Consider the following 19,253-nt stretch of genomic DNA (forward strand, 5'->3'; position numbering starts at 1 on the left):
AAAAATGAGTGTAAAATTAACTGTCTTTTTTGAGGAACCTTTTTGGGTTGGAGTATTTGAGAGAATTAATGGAGAAATGCTGGAAACCTCTAAAGTTATTTTTGGTTCTGAACCAAAGGATTATGAAATTTATAGTTTCATACTGGAAAACTATTATAAATTGATTTTCAGCAGACCCATTAAAGTTGATACAGTAGAGCAAAAGCAAATAAACCCGAAAAGACTTAAAAGGATTGTTAAGAAAGAAACTGCTCAAAAAGGTATTGGAACCAAAGCCCAACAAGCAATGAAACTAGAACATGAAAAAAGAAAAGAAGAACATAAAAAAACTTCAAAAGAAAAAAAAGAAGAGCTTGAAAGAATTAAATTTGAAAAACGACAAGCGAAGAAGAAGGAAAAGAAAAAAGGACATTGAGGTTCCAAGCCCCCAAATTTTAAGGGGGCTATTTTTTTATTGCTTGAAGCCCTATGATAATTACCTCAAGGTACTCTGCAAATTCTGATACAAAATCACGTTTATGGCAGGATGAATTAGGCACTTTTAATGCCTGCCGCTGTTTTTTATTTGAAACAATGGAAGAAAATTGGCCTAAAGCATAATGCATTTGATAGTGAATAAAGTACCTAAACTGTTCATTAGATAAATCAGGCAGTAATCTTTTAATAATAACTCTCAGATGACTGAAATTGCTATAAAAATCTTGCTTAAATGTCTCAAATGCAGTTAAAGTTGAAGATTTCTCAAGCACTATAGTTAAAAGAGAAAACAGCTTAACTAGACGTTTATTCTGATATATTTGTTCTGCCCAAATATGGCAAAAAGCTCTAAGTTCCAAATGATCATAGCTTTCCAAGCTCTGTTGTAGCCCGTCCACCCACTTTTCAGCATCTGAGGCAACAATCCATAGGAAAATTTCTTCCCTAGTAGTTACATATTTATATAAATTTGCTCTTGAAAAATTCAGCTCACTAGCAATTGAGGCAAGAGTGATTTTTTCCAATGGCTCTTTTTCCAATAGCTTGACGGTTGCCTCAATGATTTGGTCACGCCTAATGTTTTTTTGTTCCTCACTGCGTGCGCGTTTAAATACCATCTTGGCACCTCCTTTTAAAGTGACAATTATATAATAACAAATGAAGTGTGAACTGACAAGTTGGCAAAATATGATAAAAATATTGACAAGTTACACTGTGTAATTTATACTTAAAAACGTAAATTACATAGTGTAACTTATTTTTGTAATAGTATGATCATTGGAACATTAGCTAATGTCGTATTTACTGCAAAAAATCTATATAGTTAAATAATTTTAATATGGAGGAATAATATGAAAAAAGTTACTTGTTTACTATGTTTAACTTTAACAATGGTATTAAATGGTTGTAGTGCAACTAGCAGTATTAGTATAAATAAGAGCGAAGAAACTACTAAAGCAACTAAACAAAATACCAAAAATAAATACATAATGGCTGGGAAAATTGATACAAATGATCAGGTGAATATAGCTTCAAGAATTTCAGCAAGAGTTTCTGAAGTATTAATCAATGTTGGGTCAAAAGTTAATCAAGGGGATGTTGTTATTAAATTAGATACAACGGATTTACAAGCTCAAGTTGGTCAAGCCCAAGCAGCAGTAAATACTGCAAATGCAAATTTAGCTAATGCTATGAATAGTATACGCCCTGAACAAATTTCTCAAGCACAAGCATCACTAGATAGTGCAACTGAAAATTATAAAGTTGTAAACAAAAATTATGAACGAATGAAAGTTTTAGTTGAAGAAGGAATAAATACTCAGCAGCAGTTAGAAGCAGCTCATCAACAAGTTGTTGCAGCGGAAGCACAAAAGAAATCATCACAGGAACAACTAAATATACTTAAAAATGGTGTAACAGAAACTAGCATAAACGTTTACAAAGCACAAGTACAACAAGCAGAGGCAGCTTTAAAAACATCGCAAACAGCATTAAACAATGGAGTTATCACATCTCCAATTTCAGGAGTTGTAAATGCTAAAAATATTAATGTGGGTGAGATAGCTTCACCAGGTACAGCCCTTGCGTCAATATCTAATCACGATTCTTTAGTTGTAAATGCTTATGCACCACTAGATATTATAAATGGTCTCAAAGAAGGGCAAGATGTGGTTGTCAAAGTAGCTGAAGTAGAAAATACTGAATTTAAAGGAAAAATATTAGTGATAAATACTAAATTAAATTCTCAAAGCAGAAATGTTTTAGTTAAGGTATCCTTATCTGATCCGAAGTCTCAGCTAAAACCAGGAATGTTGGCAGAGGTTGGATTAAAGAAATAACGAAAGAGGTGATTGTAATATGAAGGAAAGACGTAAAACGTTGATGATTGGAATATTAATGGTAATGGTAGTAGCATTAGGCGGGATAGTATATTATTATTGGTATCAAAATACAAATTATGTTTCAACTGAAGATGCAAGAGTTAGTGCTGATTTTGTGAGCGTGACACCTCAAATTTCAGGGAAATTATTAGAATTAAATGTAGACGAAGGCGATAGAGTCACAAAAAATGAAATATTAGCTAGTCAAGATATGAATGGTCTTCCAGATACAAGTGTTGAACAATCCTTGGTGAGATCACCTATTAACGGTGTAGTTATAAAAAAACAAGGAACTGTTGGAGAACTTTTATCTCCAGGCCAAACTTTAATTACTTTAATGGATCCTGGCAAAATATATATAACCGCTAATATAGAAGAAACAAAACTTGGGAAAGTAAAAATTGGACAACCTGTTGAGATAGCTATAGATCAATATGGATCTAAAAAATTTACTGGAAAAGTTAAATCTATAGGAGAAGTTTCAAATTCAGCTTTATCACTTTTATCATCATCAACCAGCGGTACATTTACAAAGGTAGTTCAAAGAATATCAATAAAAATTGAACTTGATGATTTTGACAGCAAAATCCTTCCAGGAACAAATGCCGTTGTTAAGATCCATGTTAAGTAACGGAGGGATGACATGGGAGAGAATAATAATGAATCATTAAGTAGCTGGCTAGGGTTAGGAGTAGTTGTAATAGGAACCTTCATGGCTATACTAGACAGTAGTATAGTTAATATTGCTCTTCCTAAGATGATGTCTGTTTTCGGTTTATCATTAGATGGAGCTAAGTGGATAATAACAGCTTACTCACTTACACTTGGGGCTATTATACCCTTAACAGGATATCTTCAGGACGTTTTTGGACCTAAAAAAATATATATGTTTGCATTAGGAATGTTTTCGATAGGATCATTATTATGCGGCTTTGCATGGAGCGGTGGAACTATGATAGGCTTTCGTATAGTACAAGCTCTTGGTGGTGGAATGATAATGCCAGTAGGAATGTCAATAATATATCAGTTATTTCCTAAGGAAAAAATAGGATTTGCACTTGGATTTTGGGGAATAGCATCTATGGCTGCACCTGCTATAGGACCAACACTTGGCGGATTTATTATTGAGAAGATGGATTGGAGAATGATTTTTAATATTAATGTGCCTATAGGAGTAGTTGGAGTAATAATGGCAGCAATTATATTAAAGGACTCAGAAAAAAAGCCATTCAAGGCCTTTGATATAATAGGATTTTTATCCTCTACAATTGGAATAGTAAGTGTGTTATATGTGCTTGGCGAAGGTTCATCAATTGACTGGAGTAAAATCGAAAATCCAATATTAATGACTATTGGTATTTTAAGTCTTATATTGTTTGTAGTAAACGAGCTTACACATCCCAATCCGCTACTAGATTTGCGAGTTTTGAAGTTATTTGATTTCAGTATAAGCTTAATAATAAGTAGTGTTTTAACACTGGCACTAATGGGGGCATCTTACATATTACCAGTGTTTTTACAAAATATAAGAAGTTATACTCCTATGGAGACAGGACTTATAATGTTACCTTCTGCTCTTGTAATGGGGCTTCTGATGCCGATAAGTGGTAATTTGTTTGATAAATTTGGAGCAAAACCACTTGTAATACCTGGACTTATAATATTAGGCATTAGTTCTTATGAGCTTGCAAGTGTTATAAATATGAATTCAAGTAAAGAGTACATAGTATTAATTACTTGTATTAGATCTGTAGGATTAGGTCTTGCTATGATGCCAATCAGTACTGTGGGAATGAATGCTGTAAAAAAAGAATTAGTTCCAGGTGCGTCAGCTCTTAATAACACCATAAGGCAAATTTCAGGTGCGCTTAGTGTAACTATAATGTCTACAATCATGCAGGGAAGAACTGATTATAATTACGGCAAGTTGTCAGAACAAATAACTATTTACAACAAAGCTTCGAATGATATGTTAAGTACACTAACAAAGTCATATATGCATGCAGGAATGTCACAAAGTATGGCCAAGGTTTCTGCAGTATCTAAATTGGCGCAAATGTTACAAGGTCAAGCGACTATTGATGGAATGTCCTATGCTGTTACGGTAACGGTTAGTGCAGTAGCAGTGGCTTTGATTTTAACCTTATTTATGAGAGGCAAAACACCTATTGAAAATCAATAATGTAAAGGGATAGAAATCTTATTAATACCTATAATAATATAAAAGATAGTATTTAGCCGCTAGTGAACAAATTCATTAGCGGTTTTTCCTTCTATAAAATATGATAGCAAGCATACTTTTTATATTTGTAAAAGGTATTGAAATAAACTATGGTAAAAATCTTAATATTTAATATATTATACCCTTATAACGTATTATTAATTTATACTTAAGTTATTAAATATATGCCTTGCTCAGTTTGATATTGACGATAAAAAACCATCCACTATAACACCAAACTCAACACCTGCGATATGATAGAGTTAAATGGAGGTGAAAATATAATGGAAAATAAGTACAAGACAGCACAAGTAGCAAAAATAATTGGGGTACACCCTAATACAGTACGGTTATATGAAAAACTAGAATTGATACCTAAACCTCAGAGATTATCTAATGGATATAGGGTCTTTACAGATTTTCATATTGCACAATTTAAGTTAGCGAGGATAGCATTTAAAGTTGAGGTGCTGCAAAGCGGCCTTAGAAAAAAGATGATTAATATTATTAAATTATCTGCTAGGGGTGAGTTTCAAAAGGCAATTGCATGTACCGACAACTATATAAGTCAGGTTAAAGTAGAGCAGAAAAATGCAGAAGAAGCTATCGAAATTACAAGAAAATTACTTTCTGGTATACACAAGGAAGAAAAAGATGTATCTTTGACAAGAAAACAAACTGCAGATTATCTGGGAATTACCATGGATACTTTAAGAAATTGGGAAATGAATGGGTTACTTTCTGTAAAAAGAAAACAAAATGGATATAGGGTATATACTAAAGATGATATTCAATTGCTAAAAATAATACGTTCATTACGCTGTGCCAATTATTCCCTTGCGGCAATTTTACGAATGATAAGCGCCATATCAAACTACTCGGAAATTGATATACGAAAAGTTATTAATACACCTGAAACTGATGAAGATATTGTAACAGTTTGTGATAAACTTCTTACTTCATTAAGCAACGCAGAATTAAATGCAAATTGCATTTTAAGGCAGCTAAAAGCCATGGAAGAAAAATTTAATATGAACCCTACAGTTTAACACCAGACTTTGTCCTGATGTTATTATATTTTATGTATTAAAAGATAGGAGGTTTATAGACATGGAAATAATTAAAATTCAAGCCTTATGCAAAGCATACGGAAATATACAAGCCGTAAATAATGTTAGTATATCAGTTAAACGTGGTGAAGTGTTTGGATTGCTTGGTGCTAACGGAGCAGGGAAAAGTACGATTATTGAATGTATTTTAGGCACAAAGAAATTTGATAGTGGATTCGTTTCGATTTTAGGAATGAATACACAAACAGAGAGAAAGGAATTATTTGAGCAAGTTGGAGTACAATTTCAAGAATCAAATTATCAAGACAAACTAACAGTAGAAGAACTTTGTGAGGTTACACAAGCCCTTTACAAAAATACACTAGATTATACAGAATTGTTAAAACAATTTGGCCTTTCAAGTAAATACAAAAGTCAAGTCAGTGAACTTTCAGGAGGAGAAAAACAACGCTTATTTATTATACTTGCCTTAATTCCCAATCCTAAAGTTGTATTCTTAGATGAGCTGACAACAGGGCTTGATGCCAGAGTAAGGAGAGATGTATGGAAAGGACTTCTAGACCTAAAGAAGAAAGGTCTTACTATCTTTTTAACTTCGCATTTTATGGATGAAGTAGAAGCATTGTGTGATAGAATTTGTATTCTTAAAAAAGGAACCAGCATTTTCTATGGGACTGTACAAGAAGGAATTGCAGGAAGTCCGTTTGAAAAATTTGAGGAAGCTTATTTATGGTATACAGATGAGGTGGTAATGAATAATGAAAGCATTTAGAATAATGTTAAAAACAGAGCTGAAATTGTCATTGCGAGGGATGGATATGTTTATATTTGCAATTTGTATGCCGATAGTTATAACAATAATTCTTGGTATAATCTATGGAAATAAATCAGCCTTTGATGGGGCAGGATACACATTTTTAGAACAATCATTTGGAGCTATTGCTACAATTGCAATATGCGCGGGGGGTGTGATGGGATTACCGCTGGTTGTGTCTGACTATCGGCATAAAAAAATTCTAAAGAGGCTTAAGGTAACGCCTATAAGCCCTGCTATGATTTTAGCAGTGCAGGTAGTGATTTACGCACTCTATTCTATTGTTTCACTTATATTTGTTTATGCCACGGCAAAAATTTTCTTTGGTCTTCGATTTAGTGGATCGTGGCTTCAGTTTTTGGGAGCCTATTTCCTGGTAATGGCATCAATTTTTAGCATAGGCATGGTGGTAGGAGGCATTGCTCCAAATCTAAAGACAGCAAGTATTGCAGCAAGTATACTATATTTTCCTATGCTGATTTTTTCAGGAGCAACGCTGCCCTATGAGATTATGCCAGCAGGACTTCAAAGAGTTGCTAATGCATTACCTCTAACACAAGGAATAAAACTTTTAAAAGCTGCCTCGCTTGGTTTGAGAATAGATACAGTGATGATGCCTATTATTATAATGATTACCCTTGGAGTAATATGTACTGGTGCTGCTCTTAGATTTTTTAAATGGGAATAGCACAAGGATACAGCAGTAGGGTGGACAATGATATTAAGAAGATTTCTGGAGTACAGCTTTAGCGTACACTAATATACCGTGCATTGATAAACCATCCAGATATTATATTTAGTGATGAAATTGTTTTAGGGAAATATGAAGAAAAAAGCTTTTCTGAAAGAGATAGAAAAATGACTGAGTGGCTTCAGAAACAAGGATTTTAAGTGTGTTAGTGAAAAATTAGTTTTTGTTAAGATAGAGGATAATATAGGAGAATGTTCAGGTTAGTATTATTGCATAAATAGGAAATAGAGAGCTATGAAATCTATATTGATTTCTAGCTCTCTTTCAAATATGGTATAATTTTCATATTAGTATAAATACAATTGTATATTAAGCAATATTAAAGACTCATTTTATTTAAGGGGGATAACCATGGTACAATTACGAAAAATCACAGATGACAATTTTGATGAATGTATTAAATTAGAACCAAAAGAAGAACAAAAAAGCTTTGTTGCAAGTAATATACGCAGTATTGCAGAGGCATATGTTGCTTTAACGAATAATGAGTGCATTCCTATGCCTTATGCCATTTATGATGGTGATATTATGGTAGGGTTCATAATGTTATCATATAATGAGGCAGATGAGAACAATGATGAAAATATTTATTGGGTATGCAGGCTAATGATTGATAAAAAATATCAGGGTAAAGGCTATGGTAAGGAAGCTATGGCAAAGTCACTTGAACTAATTGGAACCTTCCCTTATGGAAAAGCCTCAGGAGTTTCTCTTTCTTATGAACCAGAAAATATTGCAGCAAAGACACTTTATGCATCTTTTGGCTTTGTGGAAACAGGTAACATTGAAGATGGGGAAATGGTAGCAAAATTGATTTTGTAGAATCTACAATTATATTTTCACATTAAAGATTATCTGAAATAATTAAAATTAAAAAGGACGAGTGGAAATGCAGAAGAAAGTTTTGGAACATAGTATTAAAATTAATATACCGATAATTGAGACCAAGAATTTACTTCTTCGAGAATTAAACCCTGAGATTTATGACTATTTATTTGAAAATTTTACTGATTATGAACTTATGAATTTTTTTGGAATGAATAATATAAGTTTAATTCTAGAAAAAGAAAATCATAAGAAGGGTTTTACTACTTGGAGTATGACATTTAAGATATGGCAGATTATTGATAAGACTACGGGGAAAATAATCGGCAGTTGCGGCTTTCATTATTGGTATATTCATCAATTAAATGCTGAAATAGGATATGAAATCACAGATGTAAATTATAGAGGTAAGGGATTAATGACTATTGAAACTTATACACAAACTTAAATTTGTAGAAGAGGGAAAGTTAAGGGAACGTTTTTTTAGAAATAATGAAATTGGAGATCATCTGGTATTTTCTTTATTAAAAAAGGAATTTAATAAGTAAATTCATAGAGCTTAATTAAAAGAAGAGAAATGTTATGAGAGGAATAGTTTTATGAATACAAGAAAAAAAGTTATGGTAGTTTCAATTTTTTCTATGGTAATTGCATTATTTAGCCCTTTAATATATCAAAATATACAGTTAGCAAGTAAATCTATAACTATACCAAAACCTAAGAAAGTAGTTGTTTATAATAACGGTAAAAATAAAGCAATATATGAAGGTAATAAAAATTTTGATAAGATTTTAAAGTTAATATGTGAACGAATAAATTCTACAGACTCGTTAAAGAAAGTATCTAACTCAGAAAATAAAAATTTGCTGCTGGATGAAGTAAATCAAGCTAAGAATTCTTGGCGATGTATTGAGCTTGTTTATGACAATCCTACATCCTTTAAGTTAAATTTAAATAATGATGCAGAAGAACAAGTCAAGATTAAGAAGGCCTTTTTTCTTATAAGTGCAGAAGCAACCCTTGATTTTGGTATAGATATGATTTATGGGGAGGATGAATATACTTCTAGATTAGTAAGTATCAAAACAGAGGATAAAATAATGCTAAGTTTGCTAAGAATTATAGAACAAGAACTACTTTAGTAAATTGGTAGGTTAAAGTATTCTTATGGTATGCATTATTTTTAACTTATAACTATAGAGGTATATTCATTGCATTTTTTGAAAGGAAGAATATTTATGAGGATATTGATAGTAGGAGCAAGTGGATATTTAGGAAATACAATATATAAAAAACTCAAAGAATATACTTGTGATGATATTTATGGGACTTGCTGTAAATTTAGTAATCATGAACTTTTGCAAATCAATGGTTTAAATAGATTAGACATAAAGAAAATGCTATCACTTAAACCTAATATTATTATTTGGAGTGTTATGGACAAAGAACAAGAAATGCTTTTATCTCAGATAGGTGTAAATGAGATAGTTAATAACATTTCCGAAGATGTACGTTTGATTTATGTTTCTACCACAGTTGGAAAAGAAAAAGACCAAACTGAAAGTGTAATTCCTTATAGGCGTGCACCTAATGAATACTTATTTAAATATATTAATGGGAAGATTGAAGGAGAAAGTATTGTTAAGAGACATGCTAATCATGTGATTGTAAGGCCCGGCAGTATCTATGGATATGACTATGATGGTAAAATGGATTCTAGAATGAAGGAACTTTATGACATTTCAAAAACAGGTAAATATTATTCGAGAATAGCTAATATATATTCCAGTTTCGTTAATGTACAAGACCTTGCGAATGCAATAATTGAACTTGCATATAGCAAACTTACAGGAGTAATAAATATATCAGGAGAAAGACCAGTAAGTTATTATGATTTCAGTATATATTTAGCAAATTTAATGAATATCGATAACAGCTTTATAATACCTGATTACAATAAAGAAGAAGTGTATCATAATTTAAATAACAATAAAAGAAAACTTTTAATCAATACTTTAGTACAAGAAGTTTTATACTAAAAGCAATATGATGATTTTTTTTTCAAGACTATACATATATGCTAGAATGTAGTTAAAACCGAACAAATATACAATGCTATTTTAGTAAAACGGTGAAGTTTAGATTTAGGAGGAATTATAGAAATGGGTTTTTTTGATTCTTTATTTAGGACACCAAGTAAAAAGCCTACAACACATACATTACAGTTTCCAGAAAGATTATTAATTCAAAACTGGAGGCAAATATCTGAAAAAGTTGCGAATAAGTTTGTTAGGAATGAGTGGAATAACGAAAAATATAATACTAAATATACGCCTGTAGGAACATTTAATGCTATGCTAAATGCACTTGAGAGTCAGAGCAGTTATGAAGACCGTATGAAAAATAGGTTTGAGAATCAATGGAGTGATCCTAGATACAGATATAATAAGCAAAAGGATTATTACAATAGAGGAAGGCAAGAAGTTAAAACTCAAGGCAAATCTAAGATATTTTGTGTATGGCCTATAGATATATCAGGTAATACAATACCAGTATATATAGATAGCTCAGAGTGGAATCAATACGAAAAGGCTGCAGAATTTTTTAAATCTAATATAAGTGATATCCAGATTGTCAATGATATTACACCTGAAAGATTATATATTGCTAATTTTATTTTATATTCGCAAGTCAGCAATCCATATAATGATAAAACAGTATTTGAATTATATGTGTATGAAGCTGACAGAAGAAGGGTTACAAGAATTAAACCAATTAAATTATATCCTTATGATGCTTTCTTTGCTTTGGTAGATTCTAATGGAAAAATAGAAAATGCAGAAGAGTTTAAGAAGGAAGTCAAAGAGCAGCCATTTGTCGAGACCAAAGTTAGCATAATACTAGCTAATGAAATTATATGGCCAACTAGCTCTCAATGGTTAGACTATATATGTACTGAACTTTCAAAGTCTGGCAAACTTGTAACGCTATCGAGAGATAAAAATAATATATGGGACAAGAATGCTATAAAGGTGCTTTGTGGGTATCAACTTATAGGCTATTTGCCTAGAAAGCTGGCGGAGATATTAGCTCCAAAAATGGATGAGGGCGAAAAGTTTATTGCCCAAGTAAATGACATGAAAAAAGAAATAGAAAAATACAGTACAAAAGTTAAGGATATTGTTATACAAATCAAGTTTGACAGTAAATCAAGCGAAAAAGATTGTTTGCTGTTTGAGGCAACCCAAAATGAAAATGAATTTAATAAGGAGTTTGATGTAAAGTTTGATAATATAAAAGTGGTTTTTTTAAAAAGCTACTTGGAGAGAAAAGGTTATTGGGTTCCTATAAAAAAAGGAACAATTTTTACTTTGGAAAAGAATTCTGAAGATAATTCCATACATTTGATACAAGATATTGGTGGAATGGATGATGGAATACTACATCAATCCATTTCAAAATCAATAGCAGCATTGGTAGATATGGGGGCGGAGTTTAAAGCTTATGTGCTAGATATAATTGCAGATGATGAAAATAATTTAGAGGTTTCACTATCGATAAGAAACAAAGAGTATTTCGGCAGCATTAATTACTACGAATATATAACAAAGTAGTTTGTGATCTCTTAAAATTGGACAACTGCTTGAAAACGTTGGCTGCAATGCGAATCTTTGATAGAAGTTATAGGAAGCGTTAGGCATGGCTAAATTTATCATTTCTGATATTTTGGTTTAAAAGATCCTGAATGCTAAGTAATAAAAGGTGTGCTTGTAAGAAGCAAGATGGAAAACACGACAAAATATTATTGAGAATAGGAGATTAATTGTCACAAATAAGTAGTTTAAAAGTTGTTTGCATTTTATGGAGGATGAATTATAATGATAAAACAAAATTTCAAAATACAAAATATCCCTTCAATTTTGTGGGGGAACAAATCAGACAAGTTATTTATAGCGGTGCATGGTAATAAGTCAAATAAGGCAGATGACTCCATTGTTGTATTTGCAGAAGAAGCAACAGCAATAGGTTATCAAGTGCTTAGTTTTGATTTGCCTGAACATGGCGACCGTGAAGATGAAAAAACTTATGCTTGCAAAGTTCAAAATTGTATTCAAGACCTTAATATCATTATGGATTATGCAAAATCATTATCAAATAATATAAGTGTATTTGCTTGCAGCATGGGAGCATATTTTAGTTTATTAGCATATTGCCATGAGCAATTGAAACAGTGTCTATTTCTCTCTCCAGTGTTAGATATGGAACGCATTATAAGTAACATGATGACATGGTTAGAAATAAGCGAGAATAGATTAAGAATGGAAAAAGAAATTCCCACGCCTATTGGACAAACACTTTATTGGGATTACTACTGCTATGTGAAAGAACATCCTATTGTTGCTTGGAATAATCTAACTTCAATTCTCTATGGCTTAGAAGATAACTTATGTGAGTTTGATGTGATATCTACGTTCGTAAAACGCTTCGGCTGTGATTTAGAAGTAATGGATCAAGGAGAACATTATTTCCACACTGAAGAACAAATACAATTTTTCAGACAGTGGCTGAAAAAACGTATTTTAATCAAATAAGGATTATGCGTACTAACTGAATATAAATTTAATTTTTACACCCGTAGGCATCAGTCTAATTTAAGAGGCTGATTGTCTACGGTGTTTTTTATAGAAATGAGTTATCGAATAAAAGATTCTAATGCTCTTTTTGCAGCAGTACATGACCTTCATTATTAAGTATAACTACAGCTACCCCCGAACAAATTTCTTTAACTTCAACCATGTAAATATACCTCCTTAAAAAAATAAAGGCTTGAAAGGAAAGATTCAGCGCATGAGAAATACGCCGAACCTTCCCCCTCGGACCTTTTATGCCAATAGATGCCTCCTGCCTAAGCAGGATCTGTAGCCCTCGGTCACAGCCCTTAATTACTTTAAGGCGGAACCCTAGCTACCCCATCCCGGTTCATGAGTTTATTTATTAAATTATAACAAACTTAAAATTATTTTGCTAGTTGTGCTCAATTAAAACCGGTGAGATTCCTATTTATAAACAGATTAGAGGGGAGGTAGGACAAAAAAATACAACTGTTCACAGCAAGAATTTACAAGTGCAAATTTAGCTAATTTAAACCAGACAAAAATGTACAAATACATGCCAATATAGTTTGATAAAGTTTAAACAAGTTTATTGTATCATTATTACATAGATAAAAAAGTAACAATCCATAGGAAAATAGAAAGTTAATAATAAATAGTAAGTGTAAGAAAAGGGAGGAATAATTAATGAGATCAAAACGATTTCAAGTTTTAGCACAGCGTCCTGTAAACCAAGACGGTCTTATAGGTGAATGGCCAGAAGAAGGAATAATAGCAATGGATAGCCCAAATGATCCCAAGCCTTCTATAAAAATGGAAAATGGAGTAGTAGTAGAACTTGATGGAAAGAAAAGAGAAGATTTCGATACAATAGATAGATTTATAGCAGACTACGCAATTAATTTAGAAAATGCTGAAAAATCAATGGGCTTAGACTCGTTAAAAATTTCTCAAATGCTTGTAGATATAAATGTTGGCAGAGATGAAATTGTAAATATAACAACATCAATTACACCAGCAAAGATAGTAGAAGTTGTATCACACATGAACGTAGTTGAAATGATGATGGCACTTCAAAAGATGAGAGCTAGAAAAACTCCATCAAATCAATGCCATGTTACAAACTTAAAGGACAACCCAGTGCAAATTGCAGCAGATGCAGCAGAAGCAGCTATTAGAGGTTTCTCAGAACAAGAAACTACAGTTGGTATAGTAAGATATGCACCATTTAATGCACTAGCAATACTTATAGGTTCTCAAGTAGGACGTGGAGGAGTTTTAACTCAATGTGCAATAGAAGAAGCTACAGAGCTTGACCTTGGTATGAGAGGACTTACAAGCTATGCTGAAACAGTTTCAGTATATGGAACTGAAGCGGTATTTACTGATGGAGATGATACTCCATGGTCAAAAGCATTCTTAGCATCATCCTACGCTTCAAGAGGACTTAAGATGAGATTTACATCAGGTACAGGTTCAGAAGCATTAATGGGATATTCAGAAGGAAAATCAATGCTTTACTTGGAAGCAAGATGTATATATATAACAAAAGGGGCTGGGGTTCAAGGACTTCAAAATGGAGCAGTTAGCTGTATAGGTATGACAGGAGCAGTTCCTTCAGGAATAAGAGCAGTACTTGCTGAAAACTTAATAACTACTATGCTTGATATAGAAGTTGCTTCAGCAAACGATCAAACTTTCTCACACTCTGATATAAGAAGAACAGCAAGAACACTTATGCAAATGCTTCCAGGAACAGACTTTATATTCTCAGGATATAGTGCAGTTCCTAACTATGACAATATGTTTGCAGGTTCAAACTTTGATGCAGAAGACTTTGATGATTACAACGTACTTCAAAGAGACTTAATGGTAGATGGTGGATTAAGACCAGTTTCAGAAGAAGAAACTATTGCAATAAGAAACAAAGCAGCAAAAGCAATCCAAGCAGTATTTGAGGAGTTAGGATTTCCAACTGTAACTGATGAAGAAGTTGAAGCAGCAACTTATGCTCACGGAAGTAAGGATATGCCAGAGAGAAATGTGGTTGAGGACTTAAAGGCAGCAGAAGAAATGCTTAAGAAGAGAATCACTGGTATAGATATAGTTAAAGCATTAAGCAAAAATGGATTTGATGATATTGCAAGTAACGTATTAAACATGCTTAAGCAGAGAGTAACTGGAGATTATCTACAGACATCAGCAATACTTGATGAGAACTTTGATGTTATAAGCGCAGTTAATGATATCAATGATTATAGAGGACCAGGGACAGGTTATAGAATAAGCAAAGAGAGATGGGAAGAAATCAAGGATATTAAGAATGTAATAAATCCAGAAGATATTCAATAATTGATAGAGGTGAAAGATTATGGAGAATGTATCAAATGAATATGCTATACCAGAACTTCAGCTTACAGAAGTAGGTGAAGCAAAGGTTGGAATAAAAGCAGATGAAGTTGTTATAGGTTTAGCACCAGCTTTTTTAAAGTTCCAAAACAAAACGATAGCAGGTGTTAGTCACAGCGATGTGTTAAGAGAAATTATAGCAGGAGTAGAAGAAGAAGGATTAACTGCTCGCGTGGTTAGAATAATAAGAACTTCTGATGTTTCCTTTGTATCTAATGATGCAGCAAAGCTCAGCGGATCTGGAATAGGAATAGGAGTTCAGTCAAAGGGAACAACAGTTATTCATCAAAAAGACTTACTTCCTTTAAATAATTTAGAACTATTTTCACAAGCACCACTTTTAACACTTGAAATTTTTAGATTAATAGGAAAAAATGCAGCAAAGTATGCTAAGGGGGAATCCCCAACGCCAGTTCCAATTAAAAATGATCAAATGGCAAGACCTAAGTTTATGGCAAAAGCAGCTTTACTTCATATTAAAGAAACTAAGCATGTAAAAGTTGGAGCAAAACCTTTAGAGATAGAAGTTAAGTTTTAATTTGGGAGGGAGAAAAATTATGGAACAAAGAAAGATGAATCCTAAGGATTATCCTTTAGCTACTAAAAATCCTGAAATCATAAAAACACCAACAGGAAAGAAGTTAGAAGATGTAACTTTAGAAAATGTACTAAGTGGAGAAATTAAACCAGAGGACGTTAGAATATCACCAGAAACATTAGAAATGCAGGCTCAAATAGCAGAAGGAATGAACAGACATGCTATGGCTAGAAACTTTAGAAGAGCAGCAGAGCTTATAGCAGTTCCAGATGATAGAATACTAGAAATTTATAACGCTTTAAGACCATATCGTTCTACAAAAGAAGAACTTTTAGATATAGCAGAAGAACTTGAAAATAAATATAAAGCAAATGTAAATGCAGACTTTGTAAGAGAAGCAGCAGAAGTTTATGAAAAGAGAGAAAAGTTAAGACAAGAGTAGACAAGCTTTAATTAAGGAGGAAAACATATGAAGATTATTGCAGGCGTTGATATAGGAAATGCAACAACAGAAGTAGCTTTAGCTAGAGTAGACAATGGTAAGGTAGATTTTCTTTCCAGTGGAATTGTTCCAACAACAGGAATAAAGGGTACAGAAGAAAATATACAAGGAGTATTTTCCTCCTTAAAGCAAGCTTTAAAAAAAGTATCTATGGAACTTACAGACTTAGATTTGGTAAGAATAAATGAGGCTGCACCAGTTATAGGGGATGTAGCCATGGAAACTATAACAGAAACTATAATAACAGAATCTACTATGATTGGGCACAATCCAACTACACCAGGGGGAATAGGCCTTGGAGTAGGAAAAACTATATATATTGAAGACCTAGATACATTAAAAGTAGAAGAATTAACTAAAGAGAATCAATTTATAGTTTTAATATTAAGTAAAGTAAATTTCATAGAGGCAGCTATGAGAATAAATGCAGCAGTAGAAAAGGGAATAAACATAACAGCTGCTGTGGTTCAAAGAGATGATGGGGTTTTAATAAACAATAGATTAGAAAAAAAGATACCTATTGTTGATGAAGTAATGCTTTTAGAAAAGGTTCCAGTGGGGATGAAAGCAGCCGTAGAGGTAGCAGAGCAGGGTGGAGTAGTTGAAACACTATCTAACCCTTATGGTATTGCTACAGTATTTAAATTAACTTCAGAAGAAACAAAGCTTATAGTACCTATATCCAGAGCACTTATAGGAAACAGATCTGCAGTAGTTATAAAAACACCTAAGGGAGATGTACAGGAAAAAAGAATTCCAGCAGGTAAAGTCCACATAGACGGGCTAAAGAGAAAAGAAATGGTAGATGTGGAAGAGGGCGCTGAAAAGATAATGGAAGCTGTTAAACTCTGTGTTCCTGTACAGGACATAAAAGGTGAATATGGAACTAATGCTGGTGGAATGCTTGAAAGAGTAAGACAGGTAATGGCAAAGCTTACTAAGCAGAAAATAGCTGATATAAAGATTCAAGATCTTTTAGCAGTAGATACCTTTATACCTCAAAAGGTTAAAGGGGGCCTCGCTGAAGAGTTTTCCATGGAAAATGCAGTAGGAATAGCTGCTATGGTTAAGGCTGATAAGCTTCAAATGCAAATGATTGCAGACAAGCTTCAGAAAAAGTTAAATTTCACTGTAGAGGTTGGAGGAGTGGAAGCCGACATGGCTATTAGAGGAGCTCTAACTACTCCTGGAAGCAGTAAACCTCTTGCAATACTTGATATGGGTGCTGGTTCCACTGATGCATCAATAATAAATAAGCAGGAACAAATATGCTCTATACATTTAGCTGGTGCTGGAAACATGGTAACAATGCTAATTAAATCAGAACTTGGGCTAGAAGATTTTAATTTAGCTGAAGATATTAAGAAATATCCTTTAGCAAAGGTTGAAAGTTTATTCCATATAAGACATGAGGATGGAACAGTAGAATTCTTTGAAAATCCACTAGATCCTTCTGTATTTGCAAAGGTAGTTATATTAAAAGAAGGCATGCTAATTCCTATAGATGGACAAAGCTCTTTAGAAAAGATAAAGATCATAAGAAGAAGTGCAAAAGAAAAGGTATTTGTTACTAATTGCCTTAGAGCATTAAGCATAGTTTCTCCAACTGGAAACATTAGAGATATAGAATTTGTAGTATTAGTAGGTGGTTCTTCATTAGACTTTGAAGTACCTCAACTGGTAACAGATGCACTATCTCAGTATGGGGTAGTAGCTGGAAGAGGAAATATAAGAGGTACTGAAGGACCAAGAAATGCTGTAGCTACAGGACTTATATTAGCCTTTAATGGAAATGAGGAAGGTAATTAATGAGAGAATATAAGTATGATAAGCCAAGTATATATATTTATTACTCCTCTGAAATAAAGGATATATCAACCTTTAATGAAGTGTTATTTGGAATAGAGGAGGAAGGTATACCTTATGAAGTTAAAGAGCAAAATGAAGCAGATCTTCTAGAGTTAAGTTATAAGGCTGCTCAAGACTCAAGATTAGCTGTAGGTATAGGAATTCATTCAAACGGAAAAATAGCACTTACATTTAATAAGCTAAAAAAAGAAAGTCCATTATTTATTAGCAGCTTAAATTCTGAAGAAAAGGTTCTAAGAAATTTAGGTGCTAATGCAGGAAGACTGGTTAAGGGAATAGCCTTTAAGTAAATTTTATGGAGTGGTTATATGAGTAAAATTTATACGAGAACTGGAGACAAAGGAGCTACCTCCTTATTTGGAGGCAGTAGAGCAGAAAAAGACAGTTTAAAAGTAGAAGCATACGGAACTATAGATGAACTAATTTCTAATATGGGAGCAGCTTATTCCTTTATGGAAGATGAAAAGCTTAAAGCTGAAATAATAGATATTCAAAAAAAGTTATTTGTGCTAGGTGCAGAACTTGCCAGTGATGAAAATGGAATGAAATATCTAAGGGAATTAATTCAGCAAAGTGATATAGACATTTTAGAGAAAATTATAGATAAGTATATGGAGAAGGCAGGGCCTTTTAAGGGATTTGTAACTCCAGGAAAGAACAGAGTTTCAGCAATGCTTCATGTAGCAAGAACTGTGGCAAGAAGAGCTGAGAGAGTAATAATTACTTTGGGCAGAGAAGATGAGGTTCGAGAAGAAGTTAAAAAATATGTAAATAGACTTTCAGATGCCCTATATGCTATGGCTAGATTTGAAGAAGAAAGATAACAAAGTTATTTATGAAGGAGGATAAGAATTATGAAAAAACTAAATGAAATAAAACAGTTAAGTTTAGAGATAGTAAAAGAAATGGCTGCAGCGGCTGAAGCAAAAGCTTGTAGCATGAATGTACCAGTAGTATTTGCAGCAGTAGATGCAGGTGCAAACTTAATGCTTATGCACAGAATGGAAAATGCATTTATAACAAGTGTAGATATAGCTATAAATAAAGCATTTACTTCAGCAGCATTAAAGATAGGAACTCATGAGGTAACACCAAACATTCAACCTGGAGAAAGCCTTTATGGATTACAGTTAACTAACAACTGCAGAATAGTAACTTTTGGCGGAGGTTTCCCGATAATGGTAGACGGACAAGTGGTTGGAGCAGTTGGAGTAAGCGGCGGAACTGTTGAAGAAGACATGGCTATAGCACAAGCTGCTGTAGAAGTGTTTAATAAGTAGAACA

21 protein-coding genes are annotated in these 19,253 nt (G+C 33.0%); 20 read left to right on the forward strand and 1 reads right to left on the reverse strand.

Features of this window, described 5'->3' with window-relative positions:
• Positions 1–4 precede the first annotated feature (4 nt).
• Positions 5–415 (forward strand): YjdF family protein, encoded by a 411-nt coding sequence (locus JOC70_RS01165; RefSeq protein ID WP_204597091.1) that lies wholly within the window; start codon positions 5–7, stop codon positions 413–415.
• A gap of 28 nt (positions 416–443) precedes the next feature.
• Here the strand turns inward: JOC70_RS01165 and JOC70_RS01170 are convergent, their stop codons facing one another.
• Positions 444–1,094: a TetR/AcrR family transcriptional regulator gene (locus JOC70_RS01170; RefSeq protein WP_204597092.1), complete on the reverse strand. Its 651-nt coding sequence runs from the start codon at positions 1,092–1,094 to the stop codon at positions 444–446.
• A 234-nt stretch (positions 1,095–1,328) separates the two neighbouring features.
• Here JOC70_RS01170 and JOC70_RS01175 point away from each other — a divergent pair, with 234 nt between their 5' ends.
• The 19 genes from JOC70_RS01175 to JOC70_RS01265 all read left to right on the forward strand — a co-directional run bounded on the left by JOC70_RS01175 (position 1,329) and on the right by JOC70_RS01265 (position 19,249).
• Positions 1,329–2,315: an HlyD family secretion protein gene (locus JOC70_RS01175; RefSeq protein ID WP_204597093.1), complete on the forward strand. Its 987-nt coding sequence runs from the start codon at positions 1,329–1,331 to the stop codon at positions 2,313–2,315.
• Positions 2,316–2,334: 19 nt separating this feature from the next.
• A complete protein-coding gene (locus JOC70_RS01180; RefSeq protein ID WP_204597094.1) occupies positions 2,335–2,988 on the forward strand; it encodes an HlyD family secretion protein in 654 nt (217 codons plus the stop codon).
• Between the two features lie 12 nt (positions 2,989–3,000).
• A complete protein-coding gene (locus JOC70_RS01185; RefSeq protein ID WP_204597095.1) occupies positions 3,001–4,539 on the forward strand; it encodes a DHA2 family efflux MFS transporter permease subunit in 1,539 nt (512 codons plus the stop codon).
• 323 nt (positions 4,540–4,862) lie between these two features.
• Positions 4,863–5,627, forward strand: a complete 765-nt coding sequence (locus tag JOC70_RS01190; RefSeq protein ID WP_204597096.1) for a MerR family transcriptional regulator — start codon at positions 4,863–4,865, stop codon at positions 5,625–5,627.
• Positions 5,628–5,688: 61 nt separating this feature from the next.
• On the forward strand, positions 5,689–6,420 hold the full coding sequence (locus tag JOC70_RS01195; protein ID WP_204597097.1) for an ABC transporter ATP-binding protein: 732 nt from the start codon (positions 5,689–5,691) through the stop codon (positions 6,418–6,420).
• The gene (locus tag JOC70_RS01200; protein ID WP_204597098.1) at positions 6,407–7,150 is read left to right on the forward strand and encodes an ABC transporter permease; all 744 of its coding nucleotides are present in this window, start codon (positions 6,407–6,409) and stop codon (positions 7,148–7,150) included. Before JOC70_RS01195 ends, JOC70_RS01200 begins: the two co-directional genes overlap by 14 nt.
• A gap of 414 nt (positions 7,151–7,564) precedes the next feature.
• Positions 7,565–8,035, forward strand: coding sequence for a GNAT family N-acetyltransferase (locus JOC70_RS01205; RefSeq protein ID WP_204597099.1), 471 nt, complete (start codon positions 7,565–7,567; stop codon positions 8,033–8,035).
• Between the two features lie 67 nt (positions 8,036–8,102).
• On the forward strand, positions 8,103–8,486 hold the full coding sequence (locus tag JOC70_RS01210; RefSeq protein ID WP_204597100.1) for a GNAT family N-acetyltransferase: 384 nt from the start codon (positions 8,103–8,105) through the stop codon (positions 8,484–8,486).
• Between the two features lie 151 nt (positions 8,487–8,637).
• A complete protein-coding gene (locus JOC70_RS01215) occupies positions 8,638–9,180 on the forward strand; it encodes a hypothetical protein (RefSeq protein ID WP_204597101.1) in 543 nt (180 codons plus the stop codon).
• A 96-nt stretch (positions 9,181–9,276) separates the two neighbouring features.
• On the forward strand, positions 9,277–10,077 hold the full coding sequence (locus JOC70_RS01220; RefSeq protein ID WP_204597102.1) for a sugar nucleotide-binding protein: 801 nt from the start codon (positions 9,277–9,279) through the stop codon (positions 10,075–10,077).
• A gap of 123 nt (positions 10,078–10,200) precedes the next feature.
• On the forward strand, positions 10,201–11,652 hold the full coding sequence (locus JOC70_RS01225; protein WP_204597103.1) for an HIRAN domain-containing protein: 1,452 nt from the start codon (positions 10,201–10,203) through the stop codon (positions 11,650–11,652).
• Between the two features lie 264 nt (positions 11,653–11,916).
• Positions 11,917–12,630, forward strand: a complete 714-nt coding sequence (locus tag JOC70_RS01230) for an alpha/beta hydrolase (protein ID WP_204597104.1) — start codon at positions 11,917–11,919, stop codon at positions 12,628–12,630.
• 708 nt (positions 12,631–13,338) lie between these two features.
• Entirely contained in the window at positions 13,339–15,003 is a 1,665-nt protein-coding gene (locus tag JOC70_RS01235; protein ID WP_204597105.1) for a propanediol/glycerol family dehydratase large subunit, read from the forward strand.
• Positions 15,004–15,022: 19 nt separating this feature from the next.
• Positions 15,023–15,598: a propanediol/glycerol family dehydratase medium subunit gene (locus JOC70_RS01240; RefSeq protein WP_204597106.1), complete on the forward strand. Its 576-nt coding sequence runs from the start codon at positions 15,023–15,025 to the stop codon at positions 15,596–15,598.
• Positions 15,599–15,617: 19 nt separating this feature from the next.
• Entirely contained in the window at positions 15,618–16,040 is a 423-nt protein-coding gene (locus JOC70_RS01245; RefSeq protein ID WP_204597107.1) for a diol dehydratase small subunit, read from the forward strand.
• A 27-nt stretch (positions 16,041–16,067) separates the two neighbouring features.
• On the forward strand, positions 16,068–17,909 hold the full coding sequence (locus tag JOC70_RS01250; RefSeq protein ID WP_204597108.1) for a diol dehydratase reactivase subunit alpha: 1,842 nt from the start codon (positions 16,068–16,070) through the stop codon (positions 17,907–17,909).
• On the forward strand, positions 17,909–18,259 hold the full coding sequence (locus tag JOC70_RS01255; RefSeq protein WP_204597109.1) for a glycerol dehydratase reactivase beta/small subunit family protein: 351 nt from the start codon (positions 17,909–17,911) through the stop codon (positions 18,257–18,259). The genes JOC70_RS01250 and JOC70_RS01255 overlap by 1 nt, the downstream gene beginning before the upstream one ends.
• 18 nt (positions 18,260–18,277) lie before the next feature.
• Entirely contained in the window at positions 18,278–18,793 is a 516-nt protein-coding gene (locus JOC70_RS01260; protein WP_204597110.1) for a cob(I)yrinic acid a,c-diamide adenosyltransferase, read from the forward strand.
• Positions 18,794–18,823: 30 nt separating this feature from the next.
• Positions 18,824–19,249 carry a GlcG/HbpS family heme-binding protein gene (locus JOC70_RS01265; RefSeq protein WP_204597111.1) on the forward strand — a complete coding sequence of 142 codons (426 nt, stop codon included), beginning with the start codon at positions 18,824–18,826 and terminating at the stop codon, positions 19,247–19,249.
• The last annotated feature ends 4 nt before the right edge of the window (positions 19,250–19,253 follow it).

It is taken from the genome of Clostridium pascui, assembly GCF_016908015.1.
Lineage (GTDB): Bacteria > Bacillota > Clostridia > Clostridiales > Clostridiaceae > Clostridium_AK > Clostridium_AK pascui.